Genomic DNA, 20,843 nt, shown 5'->3' with positions numbered 1-20,843 from the left:
ATCTCAAAAAACAAAAGGGCGCTGAGCGCCCTTTTTTAATGGCTGAGATCCGGCGTTACGGTGCAGGGATCGTGAAGCGCTTATGGATATTTTCCAGTTCGCCCATGATGTCGGCATCCAGCGTTAACTCCTGGCTGTCGATATTGATCTTCAGCTGTTCCAGCGTGGTGGCGCCCAGCAGGGTGCTGGCAACAAAAGGTTGCTGACGCACAAAGGCCAGTGCCATCTGAGAAGGATCCAGATTGTGTTTTTTGGCCAGCGCCACGTATTCCGCCACCGCGCCTTCGGCCTGCGGTGAAGAGTAACGGGTGAAACGGCTGAACAACGTATTACGCGCGTTGGCCGGTTTTGCGCCGTTAAGGTATTTCCCGCTCAGGGTGCCGAACGCCAGGCTGGAATACGCCAGCAGCTCCACCCCTTCGTACTGGCTGATTTCCGCCAGACCGATTTCGAAACTGCGGTTCAGCAGGCTGTACGGGTTTTGAATGGAAACAATACGCGGCAGATCGTGTTTTTCCGCCAGTTGCAGATAACGCATCACACCCCATGGCGTTTCGTTGGAAACCCCGATGTAGCGGATTTTACCGGCGCGAACCTGTTCATTCAGCGCTTCGAGCGTTTCCAGCAACGTGACCGGAGACTGCTCTTCGGTGTACTGATAACCGAGTTTGCCAAAGAAATTGGCCTGACGCTGTGGCCAGTGCAACTGGTAGAGATCGAGATAATCAGTGTTCAGACGTTTCAGGCTGGCATCCAGCGCTGCGCGGATATTTTTACGATCCAGCATCTGCGCCGGGCGGATCGCGTTGTCGCTGCCGCGGGAAGGGCCGGAGACTTTGCTCGCCAGAATGATTTTTTCGCGGTTACCACGGGCTTTCAGCCAGCTGCCGATATAGCTTTCCGTCAGACCCTGCGTTTCCGGGCGTGGCGGAACAGGGTACATCTCTGCGGTATCAATCAGATTGATGCCCGCGGCGACGGCGTAATCGAGTTGCTGATGGGCGTCGGCTTCGCTGTTTTGTTCACCAAAAGTCATGGTGCCAAGACCCAGTAAGCTCACTTCTAAAGAACTGTGGGGTATACGGTGATATTGCATTGCCGGTCTTCCTTTCTTCTGAGAATGTCAGGCGGAGAAAAAAAATGCCTTAACTGACTATATACAAGGCTGGCAGAAGGGGGAAGTAGCAGAGAGTGCCGGTAACGCGGGCGGAAAGGGGCTGACGGCAAAAGAGCCAGCAAAAACTGGCTCTTTGTATTGCGGGGAACAGAATGTGCTTAACGCTTCATGACCTGGCTGACATTGTCGTTATTGATCTGACGTTCGTTGCCTTGCTCATCGGTATAACTCAGCAGACCGGTGGATTTATCCAGCTCCGGTTTGCCGTCGGTCAGGATCATGCTGCCGTCCTTGGTGGAAATTACATAGTCACTGGCGCAGCCTGCAAGCCCGAATACCAGCAGAGCAGCACTGGTCATCATCAACGCTTTCTTCATCATTGTTGTCATTCCTTTTATGTACGCGACGTAGTAGTGAACGTGAAGTGTGACAAAGCCGAACTTCATACACTCCAGACAGAATCACATTCTAGCGTAGCAAAGGCTTTTAAAAGTGACATAAAAGGTGCCGGTATTTTTAAAATGATGATTCAGAGCTGAAAATGATGCGCCAGCAGCGCTGCGGTAAAACGTTTCTTCAGATAAAAGCCGCGTGGCAGCGTCATAATGGGCTGGCCAAATTCACCGATGGCCTCGGTTAACGCTTTGCTGTTTGCCGCTTTCGGGCGCAGTTGCAGGAATTCTCCGTGGCGCGCCGTGATGCTTTCGGCTTTGCCCAGCACGATCAAATCCATTAACTCTTCCCAGTCCTGACGCAGTTGCTCATCTTCTTCCTGCGTGGGTTGCCACAGCAGAGGCGCGCCAATGTGGCGTTCGGCCAGCGGGATCTGACGTTCCCCTTCCACCGGGATCCACAATACCCGCGCCAGTTTGTGGCGGACGTGGCTGCTCTCCCAGGTCACACCGCTGTTGCCGGTCAGAGGGGCAACGCAGACAAACGTGGTTTCCAGCGGCTTTCCCTGAGAATCAATGGGGATCGTTTTCAGCTCAATGCCGATATCAGCAAAATCCTGCTCCGGCTTACTGCCGGCACTCGCGCCGAGATACACTTCCAGCAGCATACCCACCCAGCCTTTTTCACGCTTAAGGTTTGCCGGTATCGGCAATCCGGCACGGGCTGCCAGCTCACCCAGCGTATGCCCGGCGAGCGACTGCGCGCGATGCAGCAACGCATCTTCGTGACGTGGCGGTTCAGTTGCAGGTAAAGGAATAGACATAAAAAACAACACTCATGAAATTAGGTTAAATTTTATACTCACCCTGCGTAATGCAGTGCATAAAAAGTTATACCCGTGGGATGGCCGAATAATAGCATGATTTAATTTGATTTTTTTTACCCTTCTGACCGGTTTGTCACAAGCCGTTTTCAGGTTGACCACCTGTTGAAGGCGACAATGAACAGGATCTTCCCCCTACTTATCCACAGATTTCTTGGATAACCCTGGGTAAATTCGATCACTGGTTCGATTTACAGGCTTGACGGACCGGGTTTTATCCAATTTCAGAGCAGGTAACGTCAACTTTTAGACGATCGCTGTGGATAAAAACGTCATTGGTGGATCTTTCGCCAGATCATGTTCGAATGTGACTTGTCTCACTTTTTTAGTCCCGTGATAACCTCGTTTTTACTCTATAACTCCATGCTTATTAACGATTTTATAAATGTTAATTTTGAGGCTGGGGATAAGTTCACGAGAGTTTTACCCTGCTTACTCTTAAGTTCTGCACACATCTATCCACAGAAAAAGTGAATAAAATCGCGGGTGTCGAACAGAATCTGTTTATAACTTTGCTGTTAAGTGAAAGTTATCCCATTTTTATTCGTGCGGATCAGCGCTAACCAGTGGTTTACCGCCTGTTGGTAGTGTGAAACAATCACAACATCTATGATTTTAAGCTATTGAGGTAGTCCGGTGATCGATGATGATGGCTACCGCCCGAATGTTGGTATCGTAATCTGTGACAAGCAGGGTCAGGTGTTATGGGCCAGACGATACGGTCAGCACTCCTGGCAGTTTCCTCAGGGTGGCATTAACCCCGGTGAAACCGCTGAGCAGGCAATGTACCGCGAGCTGTTTGAAGAAGTAGGTCTGAGCCGTAAAGATGTGCGTATTCTGGCTTCGACCCGCAACTGGTTACGATATAAATTGCCAAAACGTTTGGTGCGTTGGGACACAAAGCCGGTTTGTATCGGCCAAAAGCAAAAATGGTTCTTGCTGCAACTGATGTGTAACGATGCTGATATCAATATGCAGCGCAGCAGCACGCCTGAATTTGATGGCTGGCGTTGGGTGAGTTTCTGGTATCCGGTTCGTCAGGTGGTGTCATTCAAACGCGATGTTTATCGTCGTGTGATGAAAGAGTTTTCGACAACCATTATGCCGATGCAGGAAATCTCCCTTCCCAAGACATCGCCCGCTTATCGTCGTAAAAGAGGCTAAGTCGCGAAGAGATGCTCACGCGTTTGCGAGAAATTGTTGAAAAGGTAGCAATGGCGGCCAGCCTGAATGATGCGCTGGACGTTCTGGTCAATGAAACCTGCCTGGCGATGGACACTGAAGTGTGTTCTGTTTATCTCGCAGATAACGACCGGCGTTGTTATTACCTGATGGCGACGCGAGGTTTGAAAAAACCTCGCGGGCGCACGGTCACGCTTGCGTTTGATCAGGGGATCGTGGGTCTGGTTGGCCGCCTGGCTGAACCTATCAACCTTGCCGACGCACAGAGTCATCCAAGCTTTAAATATATTCCCGCCGTAAAAGAAGATCTTTTCCGATCCTTTTTAGGTGTGCCGATCATTCACCGTCGACAGCTGTTGGGCGTGCTGGTTATTCAACAGCGTGAGCACCGCCAGTTCGATGAAAGTGAAGAGTCATTTTTAGTCACACTGGCAACCCAGCTGGCGGCGATCCTTTCGCAGGCACAGCTGAATGTGCTTTATGGCCGTTTTCGCCAGACGCGCGTGCGTGCGCTGGCGGCTTCGCCGGGTGTGGCGATTGGTATCGGCTGGCAGGACAGTTCGCAGCCTTCTCTCGAACATGTCTATATGGCATCCACGCTGGATACGGTACGTGAACGTGAGCGGCTGACCCGCGCGCTGGAAGATGCCGGTGCCGAGTTCCGCCGTTTCAGTAAACGCTTTACCGCCAGCGCACAAAAAGAAAGTGCCGCAATTTTCGATCTCTACTCCCACCTGCTCAATGATGCCCGCCTGAAACGTGAACTGTTTGCTCAGATCGATCAGGGCGCAGTGGCCGAATGGGCAGTAAAAAAGGTGGTTGAGGAGTTTGCGGCGCAGTTTGCCAGCCTGCAGGATACCTACCTGCGGGAACGCGGCAGTGATTTACGCGCGCTCGGGCAGCGTCTGGTTTTCCATCTCGACGATTCAATTCAGGGCAATACTCAGTGGCCTGAACGCTTCATTCTGGTGGCCGATGAACTGACCGCCACACTGTTAGCCGAAGTCCCTCAGGACCGGTTGGCTGGCGTAGTGGTTCGCGACGGTGCGGCCAACTCTCATGCCGCCATTCTGGTGCGCGCAATGGGCGTGCCGACCATTATGGGCGCAGATATTCAGCCTGCGCTGCTTAGCCAGCGTCAGCTGATTGTCGATGGCTATCGCGGCGAACTGCTGATCGACCCTGAACCGGTACTGGTCGCAGAGTATAAGCGGCTTATCAGCGAAGAAATGGAACTGAGCCAGCGTGCGGAAGACGACGTTGACCAGCCCGCGGCGCTGAAAAGTGGCGAAAGAGTGCATGTGATGCTCAATGCCGGTCTGAGCGCCGATCATGAAAAGTTGTTTGGCAGCCGCGTTGACGGCGTCGGGCTTTACCGCACCGAAATTCCTTTCATGCTGCAAAGCGGTTTCCCTTCTGAAGAGGAGCAGGTGGCGCAGTATCAGGGCATGTTGCAGCTGTTCCCGCAAAAGCCTGTGACGCTGCGAACGCTGGATATCGGCTCCGATAAACAGCTGCCCTATATGCCGATCAGCGAAGAAAATCCGTGTCTGGGCTGGCGTGGTATTCGCATTACGCTCGATCAACCTGAAATCTTCCTGATCCAGGTTCGCGCGATGCTGCGAGCCAATGCGGCGACCGGTAATCTTGGTATTTTGCTGCCCATGGTCACCAGCCTGGAAGAAATTGATGAAGCGCGCAGGCTTATCGATCGCGCCGGTCGTGAAGTGCAGGAGCAACTCGGCTACGAACTGCCACGCACGCGTATCGGCGTGATGATCGAAGTGCCGTCGATGATCTTTATGTTGCCTGCGCTGGCCGGAAGAGTGGAGTTTATCTCTGTCGGCACTAACGATTTAACGCAATACCTGCTGGCCGTCGATCGCAACAACACCCGCGTTGCAGGGCTCTATGACAGCCTGCATCCGGCGATGCTTCGTGTGCTCAGGCAAATCATCACCAGTGCAGAAGCTATCGGGCTCGACGTCAGCCTGTGTGGTGAAATGGCCGGTGATCCGATGGGCGCCTTGCTGCTGACCGGCATGGGTTACCGTAATCTCAGCATGAACGGGCGCAGTGTCGCTCGTGTGAAATACTTGCTGCGCCGCATCGATTTAGCGGATGCCGAAGAACTGGCTGGCCGGGTTTTACAGGCCCATTTCACCACGGATGTACGCCACATGACGGCGGCATTTATGGAAAGACGCGGTTTAGGCGGACTGATTCGCGGCGGTAAATAACCTTCGGGCGCGGCATTTCCTGTCGCGTCGTTTAAGCCCGCATCTCAGGCCGGGCAAACTGAGACGATTTTTTACAGAACTTTTCCCCCGGCGTAGCCACGGAAAACCTCCGGCTTATGCTACTATTCGCCTCCTGCTGACCCCTAACCGGGCTAAAACAATAAACAATTTGTGGTGATAGATGAGCAACAGCTATCTGGCGTTTCCCCAGTTTGATCCGGTGATTTTCTCTATCGGACCGGTATCCCTTCACTGGTACGGACTGATGTATCTGGTCGGGTTTGTCTTCGCAATGTGGCTGGCCGTGCGCCGTGCGAACAAACCGGGCAGTGGCTGGACAAAAGACGAAGTTGAAAATCTGCTGTATGCCGGTTTCCTTGGCGTATTCCTTGGCGGCCGTATTGGCTACGTATTCTTCTACAATTTGCCTCTGTTCCTCGACAATCCGCTCTATCTGTTCAAAGTGTGGGACGGCGGTATGTCCTTCCACGGCGGTCTGCTTGGTGTGATCGTTGTGATGCTGGTCTTCGCCCGCCGCACCAAACGTAATTTCTTCCAGGTTGCAGATTTCATCGCGCCACTGATCCCGTTTGGTCTTGGTGCCGGTCGCCTTGGCAACTTTATCAACGGCGAGCTGTGGGGGCGTGTGACCACCGATGTGCCATGGGCAATGCTTTTCCCGGGTTCCCGTCAGGAAGATATCGCCATTGCCGCTGCGGATCCTAAATGGCAGCCGCTGCTGAACCAGTACGGTGTGCTGCCGCGTCATCCTTCTCAGCTGTATGAATTGCTGCTCGAAGGTGTCGTGCTGTTTATCATCCTGAATGTCTTTATCCGCAAATCACGCCCGATAGGTGCGGTATCAGGTTTATTCCTGATCGGTTATGGCTTATTCCGCATTATCGTTGAGTACTTCCGCCAGCCGGATGCACAGCTTGGGTTGTTCGACGGCGTCATCAGCATGGGACAGGTTCTGTCCATCCCGATGGTGGCCATCGGCCTGATTATGATGGTCTGGGCATATCGTCGTCCGCAGAAACAATTGTCGTGAGGTAACATGAAACAGTATCTGGATTTAATGCAGAAAGTGCTCGATGAAGGCACACCTAAAGCCGACCGTACGGGTACTGGCACATTGTCGATTTTCGGTCATCAGATGCGTTTCAACTTGCAGGAAGGTTTTCCGCTGGTCACCACCAAACGCTGTCATTTGCGCTCAATCATTCATGAACTCCTGTGGTTCCTGAAAGGTGAAACGAATATCGCCTATCTGCGTGAAAACAACGTCAGCATTTGGGACGAATGGGCCGATGAAAACGGCGATCTCGGCCCGGTATATGGCAAACAGTGGCGCGCCTGGGGCGCAGCCGACGGTAAGCAGATTGACCAGTTGACGAATGTTATCAATCAGCTGAAAAGCGACCCTGATTCCCGTCGTATCATCGTATCGGCGTGGAATGTGGGCGAGCTGGATCAGATGGCGCTGGCGCCTTGCCATGCCTTCTTCCAGTTTTACGTGGCGAACGGTAAATTGTCCTGCCAGCTGTATCAGCGCTCTTGCGATATCTTCCTCGGCCTGCCGTTTAACATCGCCAGCTATGCGCTGCTGGTACATATGATGGCGCAACAGTGCGATCTCGAAGTGGGTGATTTTGTCTGGACCGGTGGTGACACCCATCTCTACAACAACCACATGGAACAGACGCATCTGCAACTGAGCCGTGAACCTCGCGCAATGCCAACACTGATTATTAAACGCAAACCTGCCTCCCTGTTTGATTACAACTTCGACGATTTCGAAATCGAAGGATACGACCCGCATCCTGCAATCAAAGCACCTGTCGCTATCTGATCGTCTGCTGCCTGACCCCGCGTCAGGCAGCGATCCCTCTGACGTACCGCCTTTCTGTTGCGCCACTTTCTACGCTTTTTTCTGACGATTCCCACCGCTATTTCGCCCTGACTATTGTTTCTGCGAGACGCCCCTCAACATTTTTGTTTAGGGTGCTTTGTTGCACATTTTCTTCTGAAGGCATCGCGGAGAAAGGTTTTTTGCCTGTGGCACCGAAAATTTAAATGCTTACCCTGACCGCATGAAAAAAAACGAACGTTCAGGGGAGCAGGGAATGTCGCTGATAGAAATGATGGTCGTCGTTGCGCTGGTGGCAATGTGCACTCTTTGGGGATTGCACAGCTGGCGAGGTTACCAGCAGGCGTTAAAGCTTGAGCAACAGGCTCAGCAGTTACGTTTATATCTCTATGGCCTGCAGGCCGAAGCCAATAATTACAATCGCTCCGCCGTGTTGTGGGCCATCGGTGGAACCGCCGGTTGCGTGGGCGCAGGGCTGCGCCCGGCCGACTGCCATGCGGCCAGTGGCAGAGTATTTGCTGTCGGCGAAGCGGATATAGAATTGCTCGATTTTACCGATAAATCGATGGGCTTTTACGGGCTGCGTAATGCCGCACTGGCAGGGCATCTGACGTTAAAAAATACCGCCGGAAGTTTGCGCGTGGTGCTCTCAGCCAGAGGGCGGCTGCGTATCTGCAGCGAGAATCAGCCTGTACTGGGCATCGGTGTGTGCCAGTGATTCATCATCGTGCCAACGGATTCACCCTGCCGGAAGTGATGATGGCGATGGGTGTCGGCAGTATGCTTATGCTCAGTGCCGCGCAAATTTATCCGCTGATGCGCCAGCGCAGCCAAAGCCTGGGGAGACATTATCAGCTTGAGGAGTTACTGCATCAGACCGCTTTTACCATCGAAAAAGATGTGCGGCGCGCCGGGTTTTGTAATGGTATCTGTCAGGGCAAAACAGTCATCATCGGCAATGCGTCCGGTGAGCCCGCGGGTTCCTGCATCATTGTCATCTATGATCTGAATCGCAACGGGCGCTGGGAGAAACCGGGCACCGCGGAATCAGAGTATTTTGGTTATCGCCTGCGACAGGGAGGGATTGAAATGCAGCGTGGCACAGAGTCGTGCGGCAGTTCAGGGTGGGAGAAATTACTCGATCCGGCGGAAGTCACCGTCACGAAATTTGTTGTAACTGAAAGTTCTGGTCTGCATTCAGGAAACTTGTTTTCTCTGCAAATTGACGCCCACTGGAGTAAAAACCCGCTTATTCACCGGCAGGTTGACGCTCAGATTGCAGGGCATTCTCTGTGAACTCATTGGAAAAGAACACAGCGAAAAATCATCCTGATCGCCAGCAGGGCAGTGCCATGATTTTAAGCATCATGGTGATGATGGGGTTGGGGATCATTGCCCTTAATGCTTTACAGCAACAGCTTTCCGCCGGACTGGCGCTGACCTCAAACCAGCACCGTTATGTGATCGCCTGGGAAAATGCCGCATCGTCATTAAGCTGGGGAGTCAGCCAGCCCTGGAAGGCGTTCAATGATGCTAAGTGGCAATGTCAGGACGTCCCGGCAGTCGTTGTTGGCGCCGGATCCGGGCGGGCATGTGTACGCCCTTCGCTGAGAATTGACGTTTTTGTGATTCGCGGGGAAGGTGTATTGGCCCAAGGTGGGGAACCTGTGAGGCTTTATCAACAGGTCAGCATGCAAAAACAAGCGGACGGTTCACTGGCTTTTTCACCTCTCAGACAAGGCTGGCTGGATTTCTGCCCGGAAGCTGATGAGCAGTTTTGCAATGAATAAGGCTGAGAAGAATCAGCAGGGGTTTAGCCTGCCGGAAGCGCTGATCGCCGCGCTGCTGCTTTCGGTATCTGTTCTGGGATTGCTTAATTATTTTCAGTCACTGAGTCATGGCTTTATGCGTCAGTGGCAGGTGCAGCAGGCGTGGTCGGAGGCTCACTCACAGTTAGAAGCCTATTCGGCCACCGGAAACGTGACTGAACCGCAAATTAAAGGCTGGGAGTATCAGTTGTCGGTCTTTCCCGTGGGGCAACGCTGCCAGCGGATTAACGTGGTGATCCTGACTCCCACACATTATCAGGCACGTTTACAACGTTTACTTTGTGAGCCTGGCACGGGGAACCCCGCCGGCTAAGCAGGAAAAATACCGCCAAGCCGCTTGCAATAGCAGCCCAACTGCATAGAGTGGTTTAAGACCGAGGAATTAACCGGGCGTGTAATATCGCGACAGGTCGCAAACTGTGACATTACGCCAGAATGCACATCACGGTACTGAGATTGTGACAACTATCCTGCATCCGCGGGGTCTTATCAGACTCAACGGCATAAAACAGCAGGTTGAGGTTCATCAGTTGGTGAACCGTTATTTTTGCCCACGTGGCATGTTTATTTGATTGAGGGAGAGTGGCAATGTTAAAACAGGTTACCCGAATTTCAGGGTTACTGTTGTTATTGACCTTTTGGGCCCCTGTTGTTTCAAGCGCTGCCGGTTGGCAGCCTTATGCACAAGCTATCAATAAAAGTCAGAACGACCCGCGTCAGTATCAGGCGATAAAGCTGGCCAATGATATGACGGTTTTGCTGGTTTCTGATCCTGAGGCGCCCAAGTCACTTGCCGCTCTGGCTATCCCCGTAGGCTCGCTGGAAGACCCGGATTCACAGTTAGGTCTGGCTCACTACACCGAACACATGTTGCTGATGGGCTCAAAAAAATATCCTCAGCCTGAAAGCCTTTCTGAATTCCTCAAAAAACACGGCGGCAGCCACAATGGCAGCACGGCTTCCTACCGCACAGCCTTTTATCTGGAAGTTGAAAATGATGCCCTGCCGGAAGCGGTAGATCGCCTTGCCGATGCTATTGGTGAACCTTCACTGGATCCTGCCAACGGCGATCGCGAGCGTAACGCGGTGAATGCTGAGCTGACCATGGCGCGCTCGCGCGATGGAATGCGTATGGCCCAGGTGCGGGCTGAAACCCTAAATCCCGCGCATCCCGGCTCCCGTTATTCCGGCGGGAATCTGGATACTCTGAAAGACAAACCAGGCAGCAATCTGCACGAGAAACTGACGGAATTTTATCACCGTTACTATTCGGCGAATCTGATGGTCGGTGTGATTTATAGTAATAAGCCGTTGCCGGAGCTGGCTGAGCTGGCCGGGAATACCTTCGGGAGTATTGCCAATCATCATGCTGCAGTACCACCGATTACCGTTCCCACATTAACGGACGAGCAAAAAGGTGAATATATCCATTTTGTTCCGGCACAGCCCCGCAAAGAATTGCGCGTAGAGTTTGCCATTGATAACAACAGCGCAGCGTTTCGCAGTAAGACAGATACCTATATCAGCTATCTGATCGGAAACCGCAGCCTGAATACATTATCTGACTGGTTACAAAAGCAAGGTTACTCCGACGGTATCAGTGCGGGGGCAGACCCGATGGTTAACCGCAATCAGGGCGTATTTAACATTTCGGTATCCCTGACGGACAAAGGTCTGGCTGAGCGCGACAGAGTGATTGCCGCCATTTTCAGTTATCTCCAGGAGATGCGCGGGCAGGGCATTAACAAAAGCTATTTTGATGAAATCGCGCATGTGATGGCGCTTGATTTCCGGTATCCCGCGCTGACGCGGGATATGGACTACGTTGAATGGCTGGTGGATACCATGCTGCGCGTACCGGTTGAACACGTTCTGGATTCGCCATATCTGACGGATCAATATGATCCTAAAGCGATTGAATCGCGTCTGGATGAAATGACCCCACAGAATGCGCGTTACTGGATTATCAGTCCCAACGAGCCGCACAACAAAGTTGCCTATTTTGTGAATGCGCCTTATCAGGTTGATAAAGTCCCACCGCAAACCTATGAACAATGGAAAGCGCTGGGGAAGGACATCAAACTTTCTCTGCCTGAGCTGAACCCTTATATTCCCGACTCGCTGGCGCTGGTGACTAAAAACGCCACGGCCACCAAACCTGAACTTCTGATTGAAGATAAAGGCCTGCGCGTTTTCTATATGCCAAGCCGCTACTTTGCCGATGAGCCCAAAGCCAATGTGACGGTTTCTTTTCGCAATGAGCAGGCGTTAAGTACGGCGAAAAACCAGGTACTTTACGGTCTGACTGACTATCTGACCGGTGTGGCATTTGATCAGCTGAGTTATCAGGCTTCTATCGGCGGGCTGAGTTTTGGGACGTCGCCGGATAATGGACTGCAGTTTACCGCCAGCGGTTTCACCGAATGTCTGCCAGATCTGCTGGCTACGCTGGTGGAGAGTTACCCTGATTTTAAACCGACGCAGGAACAGCTGGATCAGGCGAAATCGTGGTATCTGGAACGTCTGGCATCGGCGGATAAAGGTAAAGCTTTCGAACTGGCGCTGCAGCCGGTTCAGTTATTGTCGCGGGTACCTTACACCGAACGTTCAGAACGGGAGAAACTGGTTGCGGGTATCACACTGGAAGATGTGAACGCTTACCGTGAGCAACTTATTCACCACGCCGCCGTTGAGATCATGGTGGTGGGCAATATGACCGGGGATCAGGTAAAAGCCATGTCCCTGCAGATTATGCAGAAGCTGGGGGCGCACGGCACACAGTGGTGGCGTGGAACGCAGGCCGTCGTCACGGAGCCGTTGAAAGCCAATATTCAGCGGACGGGCAGCAGTTCTGACTCGGCGCTGGCCGCCGTATATGTGCCAACAGGTTATGATGAAATTCAGAGCATGGGCTACAGCGCATTGCTCGGGCAAATCATCCAGCCATGGTTCTATAGCCAGCTGCGCACCCAGGAGCAACTGGGTTACGCGGTGTTCGCCTTCCCCATTCCTGTTGGCAAACAGTGGGGTATTGGTTTCCTGCTGCAAAGTAACAGTAAGCAACCGGACTATTTGTATCAGCGGTACCTAGCCTTTTACCCACAGGCTGAGAAGCGTTTGCGGGAAATGAAAGATGCCGAGTTTGTTCAGTACAAACAGGGTCTGGTGAATGAAATGCAGCAGCGTCCGCAAACGCTGGATGAAGAGTCAGACCGCCTGGGCAATGATTTCAGCCGGGGGAATGCGCAGTTTGATACGCGCACCAACGTCATTCGTGTCATTGCGGGGCTGACGCAGACGCAGCTGGCGGACTACTTCCATCAGGCAGTGATTAAACAGGACGGACTGGCGATGTTGTCGCAAGTTTCCGGCAATGACAGCAAGACCCCACAGTATGCGGCGCCGGAAGGATTCAAAACCTATGCCGACACCTCGACGCTGCAGCAAACCCTGAAATCTCAGACTTCACATTAATGTGAGATTAGTGAGCAGGAAAACTATAAAGGGCGCATTTGCGCCCTTTATAGTATGTGCACCAGAGCGCTTACAGTTCGGAAATTAAGATCTTCGACCGGCGCTGATAGTTGTACATTTCCTGCTTTTGAATCGGCAGAACATCAACTTCAGCCGGTTTGAACCCGCGTTCCTGGAACCAGTGAATGCTGCGGGTCGTCAGCACGAACAGGCGGTTAAGCCCCATTTGTTTTGCCTGACTGGCCACACGCTGTAACAACATTTCACCGCGTGAAGAACTGCGGTAATCAGGATGAACTGCCACGCAGGCCATTTCCCCGATACCTTCATCGTGGAACGGATACAGCGCCGCACAGGCAATGGTCAGGTTATCCCTTTCGATAATCGTGAATTTATCGATTTCCATCTCCAGCTGCTCGCGGGAGCGACGAACCAAAATACCCTGTTGTTCAAGCGGGCGGATAAGCTCGAGGATCCCGCCGATATCGTTGATCGTTGCACGGCGCACCTGCTCCGCACTCTCCATCACAATTTGGGTACCGATACCGTCACGCGAGAACAGTTCCTGAATCAGCGCACCGTCTTCCTGATAGCTGATCAGGTGGCTGCGACGCACACCGCTGCGGCAGGCTTTCACCGCGCCACGCAGGAAACGCACTGTTCCCGAAAGGTAATCGCCGCTGGCTTCCATCTTATCAATGCGTTGCTGCGCATCGTTCGGGAACAACTCAGAAATGATATTCCCTTCCTCATTAATCACGCCCTGCGACGAGCAGAAACCGATCATCTTTTCGGCTTTCAGCTTGATGGCCAGTTGCGTCGCCACTTCTTCAGACGTCAGGTTAAAACTTTCTCCGGTAACGGATACGGCTACCGGCCCCATCAGCACGATGGCATTGCTGTCGAGCTGGCGGTGAACGGCCTCTTCATCGATGCGACGGATACGGCCACTGTGGCAATAGTCGATACCGTCATCTACGCCCAGGGGTTGCGCGATAATAAAGTTACCGGAAACAACATTGATGTGCGCACCCTGCAGCGGAGTATTATTCAGGCTCATCGACAGGCGGGCGGTGATATCCAGCTGTAATAACCCCGCAGCCTGCTTCACCAGCTCGAGTGTACGGGCATCGGTAACACGGATATTTTTATGATAAATCGGCTCGCAGTGATGCTCTGCCAGATTCTCATCGATTTGCGGACGGGCACCATACACCACCACCAGCCGGATACCTAAGCTGTGTAACAGCCCGATATCATTGACGATGTTGCTGAAGTTCTCATGTTCAATGGCTTCACCACCGAGCATGACAACGAATGTTTTGCCACGGTGAGCATTTATGTAGGGAACGGAGTGGCGAAATCCCTGGACCAATTCAGTGCTACGTTCCTTCACGGCAAAACCTCATTTGAATTTTTATTCGTAATTTTTGTATTTTTATTCTTTTAGGGCTGTGTGGCAAGTAAGAAATCTCTGTTTTTCTATTAACAACGATTACAAACACTCAACAAATTGATTTATAAAAATAATGTTAAGGAATGACATGCAAGGAAGGATTAGTTAAAATTCCCAAACTGAGTTTTTTATCATCACTTTTGATTTTTGTAACCTGTTTGAGATTGCATGACTGACGATAACCACAACCCCGGAAGACGACGACTTCTTCAGACCGTAGCGGCTTCCTGGATGCTCAGTGTGAGTAAAGTGGGGTTTGCCGCCAGTTCACAGGTTATCGCCGTGCGCATATGGCCTTCCTCGACGTACACCCGCATCACTCTGGAATCCAGCACTCCTCTGAAGTATAAGCAGTTTCTGCTGAGTTCACCTGCGCGTGTGGTTGTGGATATTGAAGGTGTACAACTGAATAGCGTGCTCAAAGGTTTGGGCGAAAAAGTTCAGCAAACCGACCCGTACATTCGCCAGGCGCGGGTAGGGCAGTTTGATGCCCAAACGGTACGCATGGTGCTTGAGCTCAGGCGCCCCATCAATCCCCATGTGTTTACACTCAAACCGGTCGCAGAGTTCCACAATCGTCTGGTGGTTGATTTGTACCCTGAAGAGGGGGCGGTCAGCGCTGAAGATGATCCGCTGCTGGCATTACTGGAAGATTACAACCGCGGGGACGTGGCCAGAACATTGCCGCCGGAAACGGCGAAAGACGGGCAGGCAGGGCACAGCCGCCCTCTGGTCATTATGTTGGATCCCGGTCATGGCGGTGAAGACCCCGGCGCAATCGGCAAGTATAAGACCCGTGAAAAAGACGTTGTCTTACAGATCGCGCGTCGTTTACAAAAACTGATCGCCCGCGAAAAGAACATGAAAGCCTACATGACCCGGAATGAAGACGTGTTTATTCCGCTGAAAGTGCGGGTCGCCAAGGCGCGAAAGTTGCGGGCTGATTTGTTTATTTCCATCCATGCTGATGCTTTTACCAGCCGTGCCGCCAAAGGTTCATCCGTTTTTGCTCTGTCGACCAAGGGCGCGACCAGCTCAGCTGCACGTTTTCTGGCGCAGACTCAGAATGAATCCGATCAGATAGGGGGTGTCAGTAAAAGTGGCGATAAGTATCTCGACCATACGATGTTCGATTTGGTGCAGACTGCGACAATCAACGACAGCCTGAAATTTGGCAAAGAAGTGCTGACACGGATGGGCAAGATTAATCCGCTGCATAAAAACAAAGTGGATCAGGCCGGGTTTGCGGTACTGAAAGCGCCGGATATTCCGTCGATTTTGGTGGAAACTGCGTTCATCAGTAACATCAATGAAGAGAAAAAACTGCGAACCGCGCATTTTCAACAGCAGGTTGCAGAATCAATACTGGCGGGGATTAAGGCGCATTTCGCCAATGGCTGAGTGCCTGCAATGAATTGGATATTAAGGATAATGCGAGGGAAAATCTCGGGGCTGGTGCGCTGTTAACTCAATCTTCAGATACAAAAAAACACCCGTTAAGGTGCCTGATGTTTACGTCTTACTGATTATTTTAGTAGTTGGTTGCGGGGGCCGGATTTGAACCGACGACCTTCGGGTTATGAGCCCGACGAGCTACCAGGCTGCTCCACCCCGCGTCCGTCACTACTTAATACTGCATTTACTTCTTCACATTATTCGAACTCAGCGTAATAAGCATAAGTCTCGAATTGGTTGCGGGGGCCGGATTTGAACCGACGACCTTCGGGTTATGAGCCCGACGAGCTACCAGGCTGCTCCACCCCGCGTCCGTAGCACTTCTTACTTCTTTACTTCATCGTTCAATTCAATCGGGCATTTTATTGCCTGCGAATCGAATTGGTTGCGGGGGCCGGATTTGAACCGACGACCTTCGGGTTATGAGCCCGACGAGCTACCAGGCTGCTCCACCCCGCGTCCGATGGAGGCGAACTATACTCCCCATGAGATTTCGCGCAACCCTTTATTTGGATTTATTCAAATAAACCACCTGGTTGCTGACTTTTTAGGCATAAATTCCTCTATTGCTTCCCAATTTGGCCGAGGGCACTTTTTTCGGCTATTGCAATTCCTTTCTGATAGGCCGTTTGTTATCGTTTCGCCAGTCAATTCCCATGAAAGTAAGAGAGCGCGGCAATAATGAAAGGACGTTGGAGTAAATTTCTGCTGGGTGGTTTGGTTGTTGCGGTGCTTGCAGGTTGTTCCTCGCGCCCGACCGACCGGGGTCAGCAGTATAAAGACGGGCGGCTGGATAACGCGCTTGAATACGTCAATGAGCCGAATGCGACAGGCAAACCCGTCAATGCCCTGGATTACTCCAATCAGGTCGCCGCGGTACAAATTGCCTCTTCTTCCTTATATGGCAGAAATAACCCCACTTTCCAGGCCGTCCAGCAATGGCTGCGTTCAGGTGCTGATACCCGCAACCTGAGCCAGTACGGCATCAGCGCTTATCAGATGGAAGGGGCTGATAACTTCGGTAACGTGCAACTGACCGGCTATTATACGCCGGTGGTACAGGCGCGTTACACGCGTCAGGGTGAATTCCAGTATCCGTTATACCGTATGCCGCCTAAACGTGGGCGTCTGCCTGATCGCGCCTCGATTTACTCAGGTGCACTGAGTGAAAATTACGTAGTGGCCTGGACTAACTCCCTGATGGATAACTTCATGATGGAAGTGCAGGGCAGCGGCTATGTGGATTACGGCGACGGGCGTCCGTACATGTTCTTTGGTTATGCCGGGAAAAATGGTCACGCTTACCGCAGTATCGGTAAGGTGCTGATCGATCGTGGCGAAGTCGCGCGTGAGAATATGTCGATGCAGGCGATCCGCCAGTGGGCAGATACGCACAGTGCCGCTGAAGTCCGTGAGTTGCTGGAACAGAACCCCTCATTTGTATTCTTTAAACCTGAACCTTTTGCCCCTGTTCGTGGCGCAAGTGGCGTGCCGCTGATTGCCAAAGCTTCCGTGGCTTCTGACCGCTCGCTGATCCCGGCAGGAACCACGCTGCTGGCGGAGGTGCCGGAGCTGAATGATAAAGGTAAGTTCACCGGTAAATACCATATGCGTCTGATGGTTGCGCTGGACGTCGGCGGTGCCATTAAAGGGCAACATTTCGATATGTATCAGGGAATTGGTACTGATGCCGGACACTCAGCAGGATTTTATAACCACTATGGCCGCGTCTGGGTGTTAAAATCAGCGCAAAATGGCAAACCGCTGTTCACAGCCTATGCTCAGCCAAATTAAGTTTCGACACGTATTGAGGTTCAGAAGGTCATGACAGCAACATATTCCGACGCCTACCAGCAACGCTTTGGCGGCACTGCTCGTCTTTATGGTCAGCAGGCACTGGCGTTGTTCTCACAGGCACATGTCTGCGTGATTGGTATCGGCGGAGTGGGTTCCTGGGCTGCCGAAGCGTTGGCCCGTACGGGAATTGGCGCCATTACGCTCATTGATATGGATGATGTGTGCGTGACCAATACCAACAGGCAGATCCACGCTCTGCGGGAAAATGTCGGGCAGGCGAAAACCGAAGTAATGGCCCTGCGCATTCTGGCGATAAATCCGGAATGCAAAGTGACCTGTATCGATGATTTTATTACGCCGGACAATGTTGCTGAAATGCTCAACAAGGGATTTAGCTACGTGATTGATGCCATCGACAGCGTGCGGCCAAAAGCCGCGCTGCTGGCATACTGTCGTCGTTTTAAGATCCCGGTCGTGACCACCGGCGGGGCGGGCGGACAAATCGATCCGACGCAGATCGCCGTCGTGGATCTGGCGAAAACCATACAGGATCCGCTGGCAGCCAAACTGCGTGAGCGCCTGAAAAACGATTTCAACGTGGTGAAGAACAGTAAAGGTAAGCTTGGGATTGACTGTGTATTTTCTAGCGAACCGCTGATGTACCCGCAGGCGGATGGTTCAGTCTGCGCATCGCGCGCGACGGCAGAAGGCCCGAAACGTATGGACTGCGCTTCAGGTTTTGGTGCGGCGACGATGGTCACCGCCACGTTTGGTTTTGTCGCGGTTTCTCATGTTCTTAAGAAGATGATGGCAAAACAGCAGCGTCAGGCTCAGGCTGCCTGACGGGCGAGATGTAAAACACCTTCAGCCAGCGCGTTCAGCCCGCTGGAGCGGCTGGTGCTCAGTTGCTCCCTCAGGCCCAGCACATCGAATAACGCCAGCGGATCCCGACTCAGGATCTCGTCTGGCGTTTTGCCTTCTACAGCGGTCAGCAGCACTGCCAGCAAACCTTTGACGATCCGTCCCTCGCTGTCCCCGTAAAAATGCATTGTTCCATTTTCTGATTTTTCCGCTCCCAGCCAGACCCTATTTTCACATCCCGACAGCTCATTCTCCGGTACCTTCAATGATGCCTCCAGCGGTGGCAGAGATTTCGCCAGCAGAATTAACTGGCGATAGCGGTCCTCCCACTGACGAAATGAAGCAAATTTTTCTGTCAGCGAAGCTTCGGTAATTTCCTGTCCAAAAGGGTGTGGCGCGAGCATTGTGATCCTTAAAAAGCGTATGTCTCAGAAATGTGATTAATCAGCCAGCAGGCTCATCGCATATTTTACCGCCCCGACCAGGCGTGCGACATCTTCTTCATTATTATAGGGCGCGAATGATGCGCGCAGGGTTCCTTTGACGCCCAGAGCGTCCATCAGTGGCTGCGCACAGTGTTGCCCGGCGCGCAGCGCAATGCCTTGTTCCGCGAGTAAGGTGACCAGGTCGCTGTGATGTACGCCGGCAATATCAAATGCAAGCAGCGAAGCGTCCTGTGCGCGGAAACTGCGAAAACCTTCAATCTGCGACAACTGTTTTTCCGCCATTGCCGCCAGGTTTTGCGCATGTTTCTCGCCAGCCTGCACACCTTGGGTTTTCAGCCATGTCAGCGCAGCGGCCATGCCGATCACGCCGGCAATGTTGGGGGTACCTGCTTCAAAGCGATGGGGCACCGTCTGCGGCGTAAAGCCGGTCATTGTCGCGTGGGTCAGCATTTTTCCGCCGCCGTGCCAGGGCGCCATGCTGTCGAGCAATTCTGTTTTACCGTACAACACGCCAATCCCCGTCGGGCCATACAGCTTGTGGCCGGAAAAAGCATAGAAGTCGATATCAAGTTGCTGTACGTCCGGCGGGCAATGCACAACGCCCTGTGCGCCATCCACCAGAACCGGCGTGCCGTTGGCGTGTGCCAGTTTAATGGCGAGTGAAAGATCGGGCATACCGCCGGTGACGTTCGACATTTGTGTGATCGCCAGCAGACGCGTGCGGGTATTCAGCAGGGCGGGAAGCTGGCTGATATCTGCCATACCGCGCTCGTCTACCGGCAACGTGATTACCTGCGCCTGACACTGTTCTGCCAGCATCAGCCAGGGGATCAGATTCGCGTGATGCTCGGCCTGACTGACAATAATCTCATCTCCGGCCTGCAACCGCGGGCGCAGATAGCTTTGCGCGACAAGATTGACTGACTCGGTGGTGCCGCGTGTCCAGATAATGTTCTCTGCGCATGGCGCATGGATCCAGTCAGCCACCTGTACGCGCGCCTGTTCGTAGGCTTCGGTCAGCGTTTGTGCCGCACGGTGCTGACTGCGGTGGACAGTCGCCCCCTCCTGTGAATAAAAATTCACAGTGGCGTCAATCACGGCCTGCGGTTTGAGCGCCGTGGCTGCACTGTCGAGGTAGCACTGCCCCTGCGACAGGGCGGGGAAGTGTCGCCGAAAATCAGCGGCGTTAAAGTCGGTCATGCGAGGTTATATCCTTCGGCTTCAGGGTAAAGAGTACAAACTTTGAGCTAATGCAAACCACCTATTCATTTTAGGAATGGTTACCTGGAAATATATCAGAGGTTTGTTATGCTGAATTACGAACACTAGACAAATTAGCCTGGGGGCTTCCCGGGAATTGAAAGCATTTTAATCTGCAAGGAGTCTACAATGAAAAAGATCGTCGCCGTAATTTCAGCCGCACTGCTGACCACAACACTTGCCGCCTGTTCAAGCAACTACGTGATGCACACCAACGATGGCCGTACAATCGTTGCTGAAGGCAAACCAAGCACTGACAGTGATACCGGTATGATCAGTTATACCGATGCGTATGGCAACAAGCAGCAGATCAATAAATCTGAAGTGAAAGAAATGGCCGAAGGGAAATAATCCCTTGCGTGACACCACCTTCGGGTAACCTCACTGCGCCTCACGACAAAACCGGATACGTATGCGACGTAGCCGGTTTTGTCACATATGAAGGGCGCTCATTGGCAGGCATCCCAAAATTCGGGCAAAAAAAAGCACCGCAAAATGCGGTGCTAAAAAATCACTTTGGACAGACAGGGTAATGTACAGGAAGTGAAAAGTTTGTAGCATTCAAGCTACGTGTCCGGAT

The 20,843-nt window shown here is 52.5% G+C and carries 19 protein-coding genes and 3 tRNA genes; 13 read left to right on the top strand and 9 right to left on the bottom strand.

Features of this window, described 5'->3' with window-relative positions; genetic code table 11:
- Window positions 1-55 precede the first annotated feature (55 nt).
- The 3 genes from J1779_RS11580 to mutH all read right to left on the bottom strand — a co-directional run bounded on the left by J1779_RS11580 (window position 56) and on the right by mutH (window position 2,333).
- Window positions 56-1,096, bottom strand: coding sequence for an NADP(H)-dependent aldo-keto reductase (locus tag J1779_RS11580; RefSeq protein WP_056781813.1), 1,041 nt, complete (start codon window positions 1,094-1,096; stop codon window positions 56-58).
- Window positions 1,097-1,275: 179 nt separating this feature from the next.
- Window positions 1,276-1,494, bottom strand: a complete 219-nt coding sequence (locus J1779_RS11575) for a YgdI/YgdR family lipoprotein (RefSeq protein ID WP_056782032.1) — start codon at window positions 1,492-1,494, stop codon at window positions 1,276-1,278.
- Window positions 1,495-1,646: 152 nt separating this feature from the next.
- Window positions 1,647-2,333, bottom strand: a complete 687-nt coding sequence (gene mutH / locus J1779_RS11570) for a DNA mismatch repair endonuclease MutH (protein WP_217203826.1) — start codon at window positions 2,331-2,333, stop codon at window positions 1,647-1,649.
- Window positions 2,334-3,029: 696 nt separating this feature from the next.
- Between mutH and rppH the strand changes: the two genes are divergently transcribed.
- The 9 genes from rppH to ptrA all read left to right on the top strand — a co-directional run bounded on the left by rppH (window position 3,030) and on the right by ptrA (window position 12,988).
- Window positions 3,030-3,557: an RNA pyrophosphohydrolase gene (gene rppH, locus J1779_RS11565; RefSeq protein WP_056781808.1), complete on the top strand. Its 528-nt coding sequence runs from the start codon at window positions 3,030-3,032 to the stop codon at window positions 3,555-3,557.
- 11 nt (window positions 3,558-3,568) lie between these two features.
- A complete protein-coding gene (gene ptsP / locus J1779_RS11560) occupies window positions 3,569-5,815 on the top strand; it encodes a phosphoenolpyruvate--protein phosphotransferase (protein ID WP_056781807.1) in 2,247 nt (748 codons plus the stop codon).
- Window positions 5,816-5,996: 181 nt separating this feature from the next.
- Window positions 5,997-6,866 carry a prolipoprotein diacylglyceryl transferase gene (lgt, locus tag J1779_RS11555; RefSeq protein ID WP_217203825.1) on the top strand — a complete coding sequence of 290 codons (870 nt, stop codon included), beginning with the start codon at window positions 5,997-5,999 and terminating at the stop codon, window positions 6,864-6,866.
- A 6-nt stretch (window positions 6,867-6,872) separates the two neighbouring features.
- Window positions 6,873-7,667, top strand: coding sequence for a thymidylate synthase (gene thyA / locus J1779_RS11550; RefSeq protein ID WP_056781802.1), 795 nt, complete (start codon window positions 6,873-6,875; stop codon window positions 7,665-7,667).
- Between the two features lie 241 nt (window positions 7,668-7,908).
- The gene (locus tag J1779_RS11545; protein ID WP_122097002.1) at window positions 7,909-8,403 is read left to right on the top strand and encodes a prepilin peptidase-dependent protein; all 495 of its coding nucleotides are present in this window, start codon (window positions 7,909-7,911) and stop codon (window positions 8,401-8,403) included.
- Window positions 8,404-8,441: 38 nt separating this feature from the next.
- The gene (locus J1779_RS11540; protein WP_156362063.1) at window positions 8,442-8,981 is read left to right on the top strand and encodes a prepilin peptidase-dependent protein; all 540 of its coding nucleotides are present in this window, start codon (window positions 8,442-8,444) and stop codon (window positions 8,979-8,981) included.
- 56 nt (window positions 8,982-9,037) lie between these two features.
- Window positions 9,038-9,475: a YgdB family protein gene (locus J1779_RS11535; RefSeq protein WP_217203824.1), complete on the top strand. Its 438-nt coding sequence runs from the start codon at window positions 9,038-9,040 to the stop codon at window positions 9,473-9,475.
- The gene (locus tag J1779_RS11530; protein ID WP_238485140.1) at window positions 9,453-9,827 is read left to right on the top strand and encodes a prepilin-type N-terminal cleavage/methylation domain-containing protein; all 375 of its coding nucleotides are present in this window, start codon (window positions 9,453-9,455) and stop codon (window positions 9,825-9,827) included. The genes J1779_RS11535 and J1779_RS11530 overlap by 23 nt, the downstream gene beginning before the upstream one ends.
- A 275-nt stretch (window positions 9,828-10,102) precedes the next feature.
- The gene (gene ptrA / locus J1779_RS11525; RefSeq protein ID WP_217203823.1) at window positions 10,103-12,988 is read left to right on the top strand and encodes a pitrilysin; all 2,886 of its coding nucleotides are present in this window, start codon (window positions 10,103-10,105) and stop codon (window positions 12,986-12,988) included.
- A gap of 70 nt (window positions 12,989-13,058) precedes the next feature.
- Here the strand turns inward: ptrA and argA are convergent, their stop codons facing one another.
- Complete coding sequence (gene argA, locus J1779_RS11520) at window positions 13,059-14,384, bottom strand: amino-acid N-acetyltransferase (RefSeq protein WP_056781792.1); 1,326 nt, start codon at window positions 14,382-14,384, stop codon at window positions 13,059-13,061.
- A 228-nt stretch (window positions 14,385-14,612) separates the two neighbouring features.
- Between argA and amiC the strand changes: the two genes are divergently transcribed.
- Entirely contained in the window at window positions 14,613-15,845 is a 1,233-nt protein-coding gene (gene amiC / locus J1779_RS11515; RefSeq protein ID WP_056781791.1) for an N-acetylmuramoyl-L-alanine amidase AmiC, read from the top strand.
- A 138-nt stretch (window positions 15,846-15,983) separates the two neighbouring features.
- On the opposite strand, the gene J1779_RS11510 is transcribed toward amiC, so the two are convergent.
- The 3 genes from J1779_RS11510 to J1779_RS11500 form a co-directional block, all read right to left on the bottom strand.
- Window positions 15,984-16,060: transfer RNA gene (locus J1779_RS11510), tRNA-Met, on the bottom strand.
- A gap of 73 nt (window positions 16,061-16,133) precedes the next feature.
- Window positions 16,134-16,210, bottom strand: a tRNA-Met gene (locus tag J1779_RS11505).
- A 71-nt stretch (window positions 16,211-16,281) separates the two neighbouring features.
- A tRNA-Met gene (locus tag J1779_RS11500) sits at window positions 16,282-16,358 on the bottom strand.
- A gap of 222 nt (window positions 16,359-16,580) precedes the next feature.
- Here J1779_RS11500 and mltA point away from each other — a divergent pair.
- The gene (gene mltA, locus J1779_RS11495; RefSeq protein ID WP_056781790.1) at window positions 16,581-17,693 is read left to right on the top strand and encodes a murein transglycosylase A; all 1,113 of its coding nucleotides are present in this window, start codon (window positions 16,581-16,583) and stop codon (window positions 17,691-17,693) included.
- Between the two features lie 30 nt (window positions 17,694-17,723).
- Window positions 17,724-18,539 carry a tRNA cyclic N6-threonylcarbamoyladenosine(37) synthase TcdA gene (gene tcdA / locus J1779_RS11490; RefSeq protein ID WP_217203822.1) on the top strand — a complete coding sequence of 272 codons (816 nt, stop codon included), beginning with the start codon at window positions 17,724-17,726 and terminating at the stop codon, window positions 18,537-18,539.
- Here the strand turns inward: tcdA and csdE are convergent.
- Together csdE and csdA are read right to left on the bottom strand one after the other, a co-directional pair.
- Window positions 18,527-18,961 (bottom strand): cysteine desulfurase sulfur acceptor subunit CsdE, encoded by a 435-nt coding sequence (gene csdE, locus J1779_RS11485; protein ID WP_056781786.1) that lies wholly within the window; start codon window positions 18,959-18,961, stop codon window positions 18,527-18,529. The genes tcdA and csdE overlap by 13 nt on opposite strands.
- 36 nt (window positions 18,962-18,997) lie before the next feature.
- Window positions 18,998-20,203, bottom strand: coding sequence for a cysteine desulfurase CsdA (gene csdA, locus J1779_RS11480; protein ID WP_217203821.1), 1,206 nt, complete (start codon window positions 20,201-20,203; stop codon window positions 18,998-19,000).
- Between the two features lie 189 nt (window positions 20,204-20,392).
- Here csdA and J1779_RS11475 point away from each other — a divergent pair, with 189 nt between their 5' ends.
- Window positions 20,393-20,614 (top strand): YgdI/YgdR family lipoprotein, encoded by a 222-nt coding sequence (locus J1779_RS11475; RefSeq protein WP_056781782.1) that lies wholly within the window; start codon window positions 20,393-20,395, stop codon window positions 20,612-20,614.
- Window positions 20,615-20,843 lie beyond the last annotated feature (229 nt).

It is taken from the genome of Rahnella rivi (assembly GCF_019049655.1).
Lineage (GTDB): Bacteria > Pseudomonadota > Gammaproteobacteria > Enterobacterales > Enterobacteriaceae > Rahnella > Rahnella rivi.
This window is presented reverse-complemented; position numbering and strand designations above follow the sequence as displayed.

Bases quoted from the DNA above. Each gene is read 5' to 3' on its own strand.
- J1779_RS11580 (WP_056781813.1), bottom strand. From the start codon at position 1,096: ATGCAATATCACCGTATACCCCACAGTTCTTTAGAAGTGAGCTTACTG.
- J1779_RS11575 (WP_056782032.1), bottom strand. From the start codon at position 1,494: ATGAAGAAAGCGTTGATGATGACCAGTGCTGCTCTGCTGGTATTCGGG.
- mutH (WP_217203826.1), bottom strand. From the start codon at position 2,333: ATGTCTATTCCTTTACCTGCAACTGAACCGCCACGTCACGAAGATGCG.
- ptsP (WP_056781807.1), top strand. From the start codon at position 3,569: ATGCTCACGCGTTTGCGAGAAATTGTTGAAAAGGTAGCAATGGCGGCC.
- lgt (WP_217203825.1), top strand. From the start codon at position 5,997: ATGAGCAACAGCTATCTGGCGTTTCCCCAGTTTGATCCGGTGATTTTC.
- thyA (WP_056781802.1), top strand. From the start codon at position 6,873: ATGAAACAGTATCTGGATTTAATGCAGAAAGTGCTCGATGAAGGCACA.
- J1779_RS11545 (WP_122097002.1), top strand. From the start codon at position 7,909: ATGAAAAAAAACGAACGTTCAGGGGAGCAGGGAATGTCGCTGATAGAA.
- J1779_RS11540 (WP_156362063.1), top strand. From the start codon at position 8,442: ATGATGGCGATGGGTGTCGGCAGTATGCTTATGCTCAGTGCCGCGCAA.
- J1779_RS11535 (WP_217203824.1), top strand. From the start codon at position 9,038: ATGATTTTAAGCATCATGGTGATGATGGGGTTGGGGATCATTGCCCTT.
- J1779_RS11530 (WP_238485140.1), top strand. From the start codon at position 9,453: ATGAGCAGTTTTGCAATGAATAAGGCTGAGAAGAATCAGCAGGGGTTT.
- ptrA (WP_217203823.1), top strand. From the start codon at position 10,103: ATGTTAAAACAGGTTACCCGAATTTCAGGGTTACTGTTGTTATTGACC.
- amiC (WP_056781791.1), top strand. From the start codon at position 14,613: ATGACTGACGATAACCACAACCCCGGAAGACGACGACTTCTTCAGACC.
- mltA (WP_056781790.1), top strand. From the start codon at position 16,581: ATGAAAGGACGTTGGAGTAAATTTCTGCTGGGTGGTTTGGTTGTTGCG.
- tcdA (WP_217203822.1), top strand. From the start codon at position 17,724: ATGACAGCAACATATTCCGACGCCTACCAGCAACGCTTTGGCGGCACT.
- csdE (WP_056781786.1), bottom strand. From the start codon at position 18,961: ATGCTCGCGCCACACCCTTTTGGACAGGAAATTACCGAAGCTTCGCTG.
- csdA (WP_217203821.1), bottom strand. From the start codon at position 20,203: ATGACCGACTTTAACGCCGCTGATTTTCGGCGACACTTCCCCGCCCTG.
- J1779_RS11475 (WP_056781782.1), top strand. From the start codon at position 20,393: ATGAAAAAGATCGTCGCCGTAATTTCAGCCGCACTGCTGACCACAACA.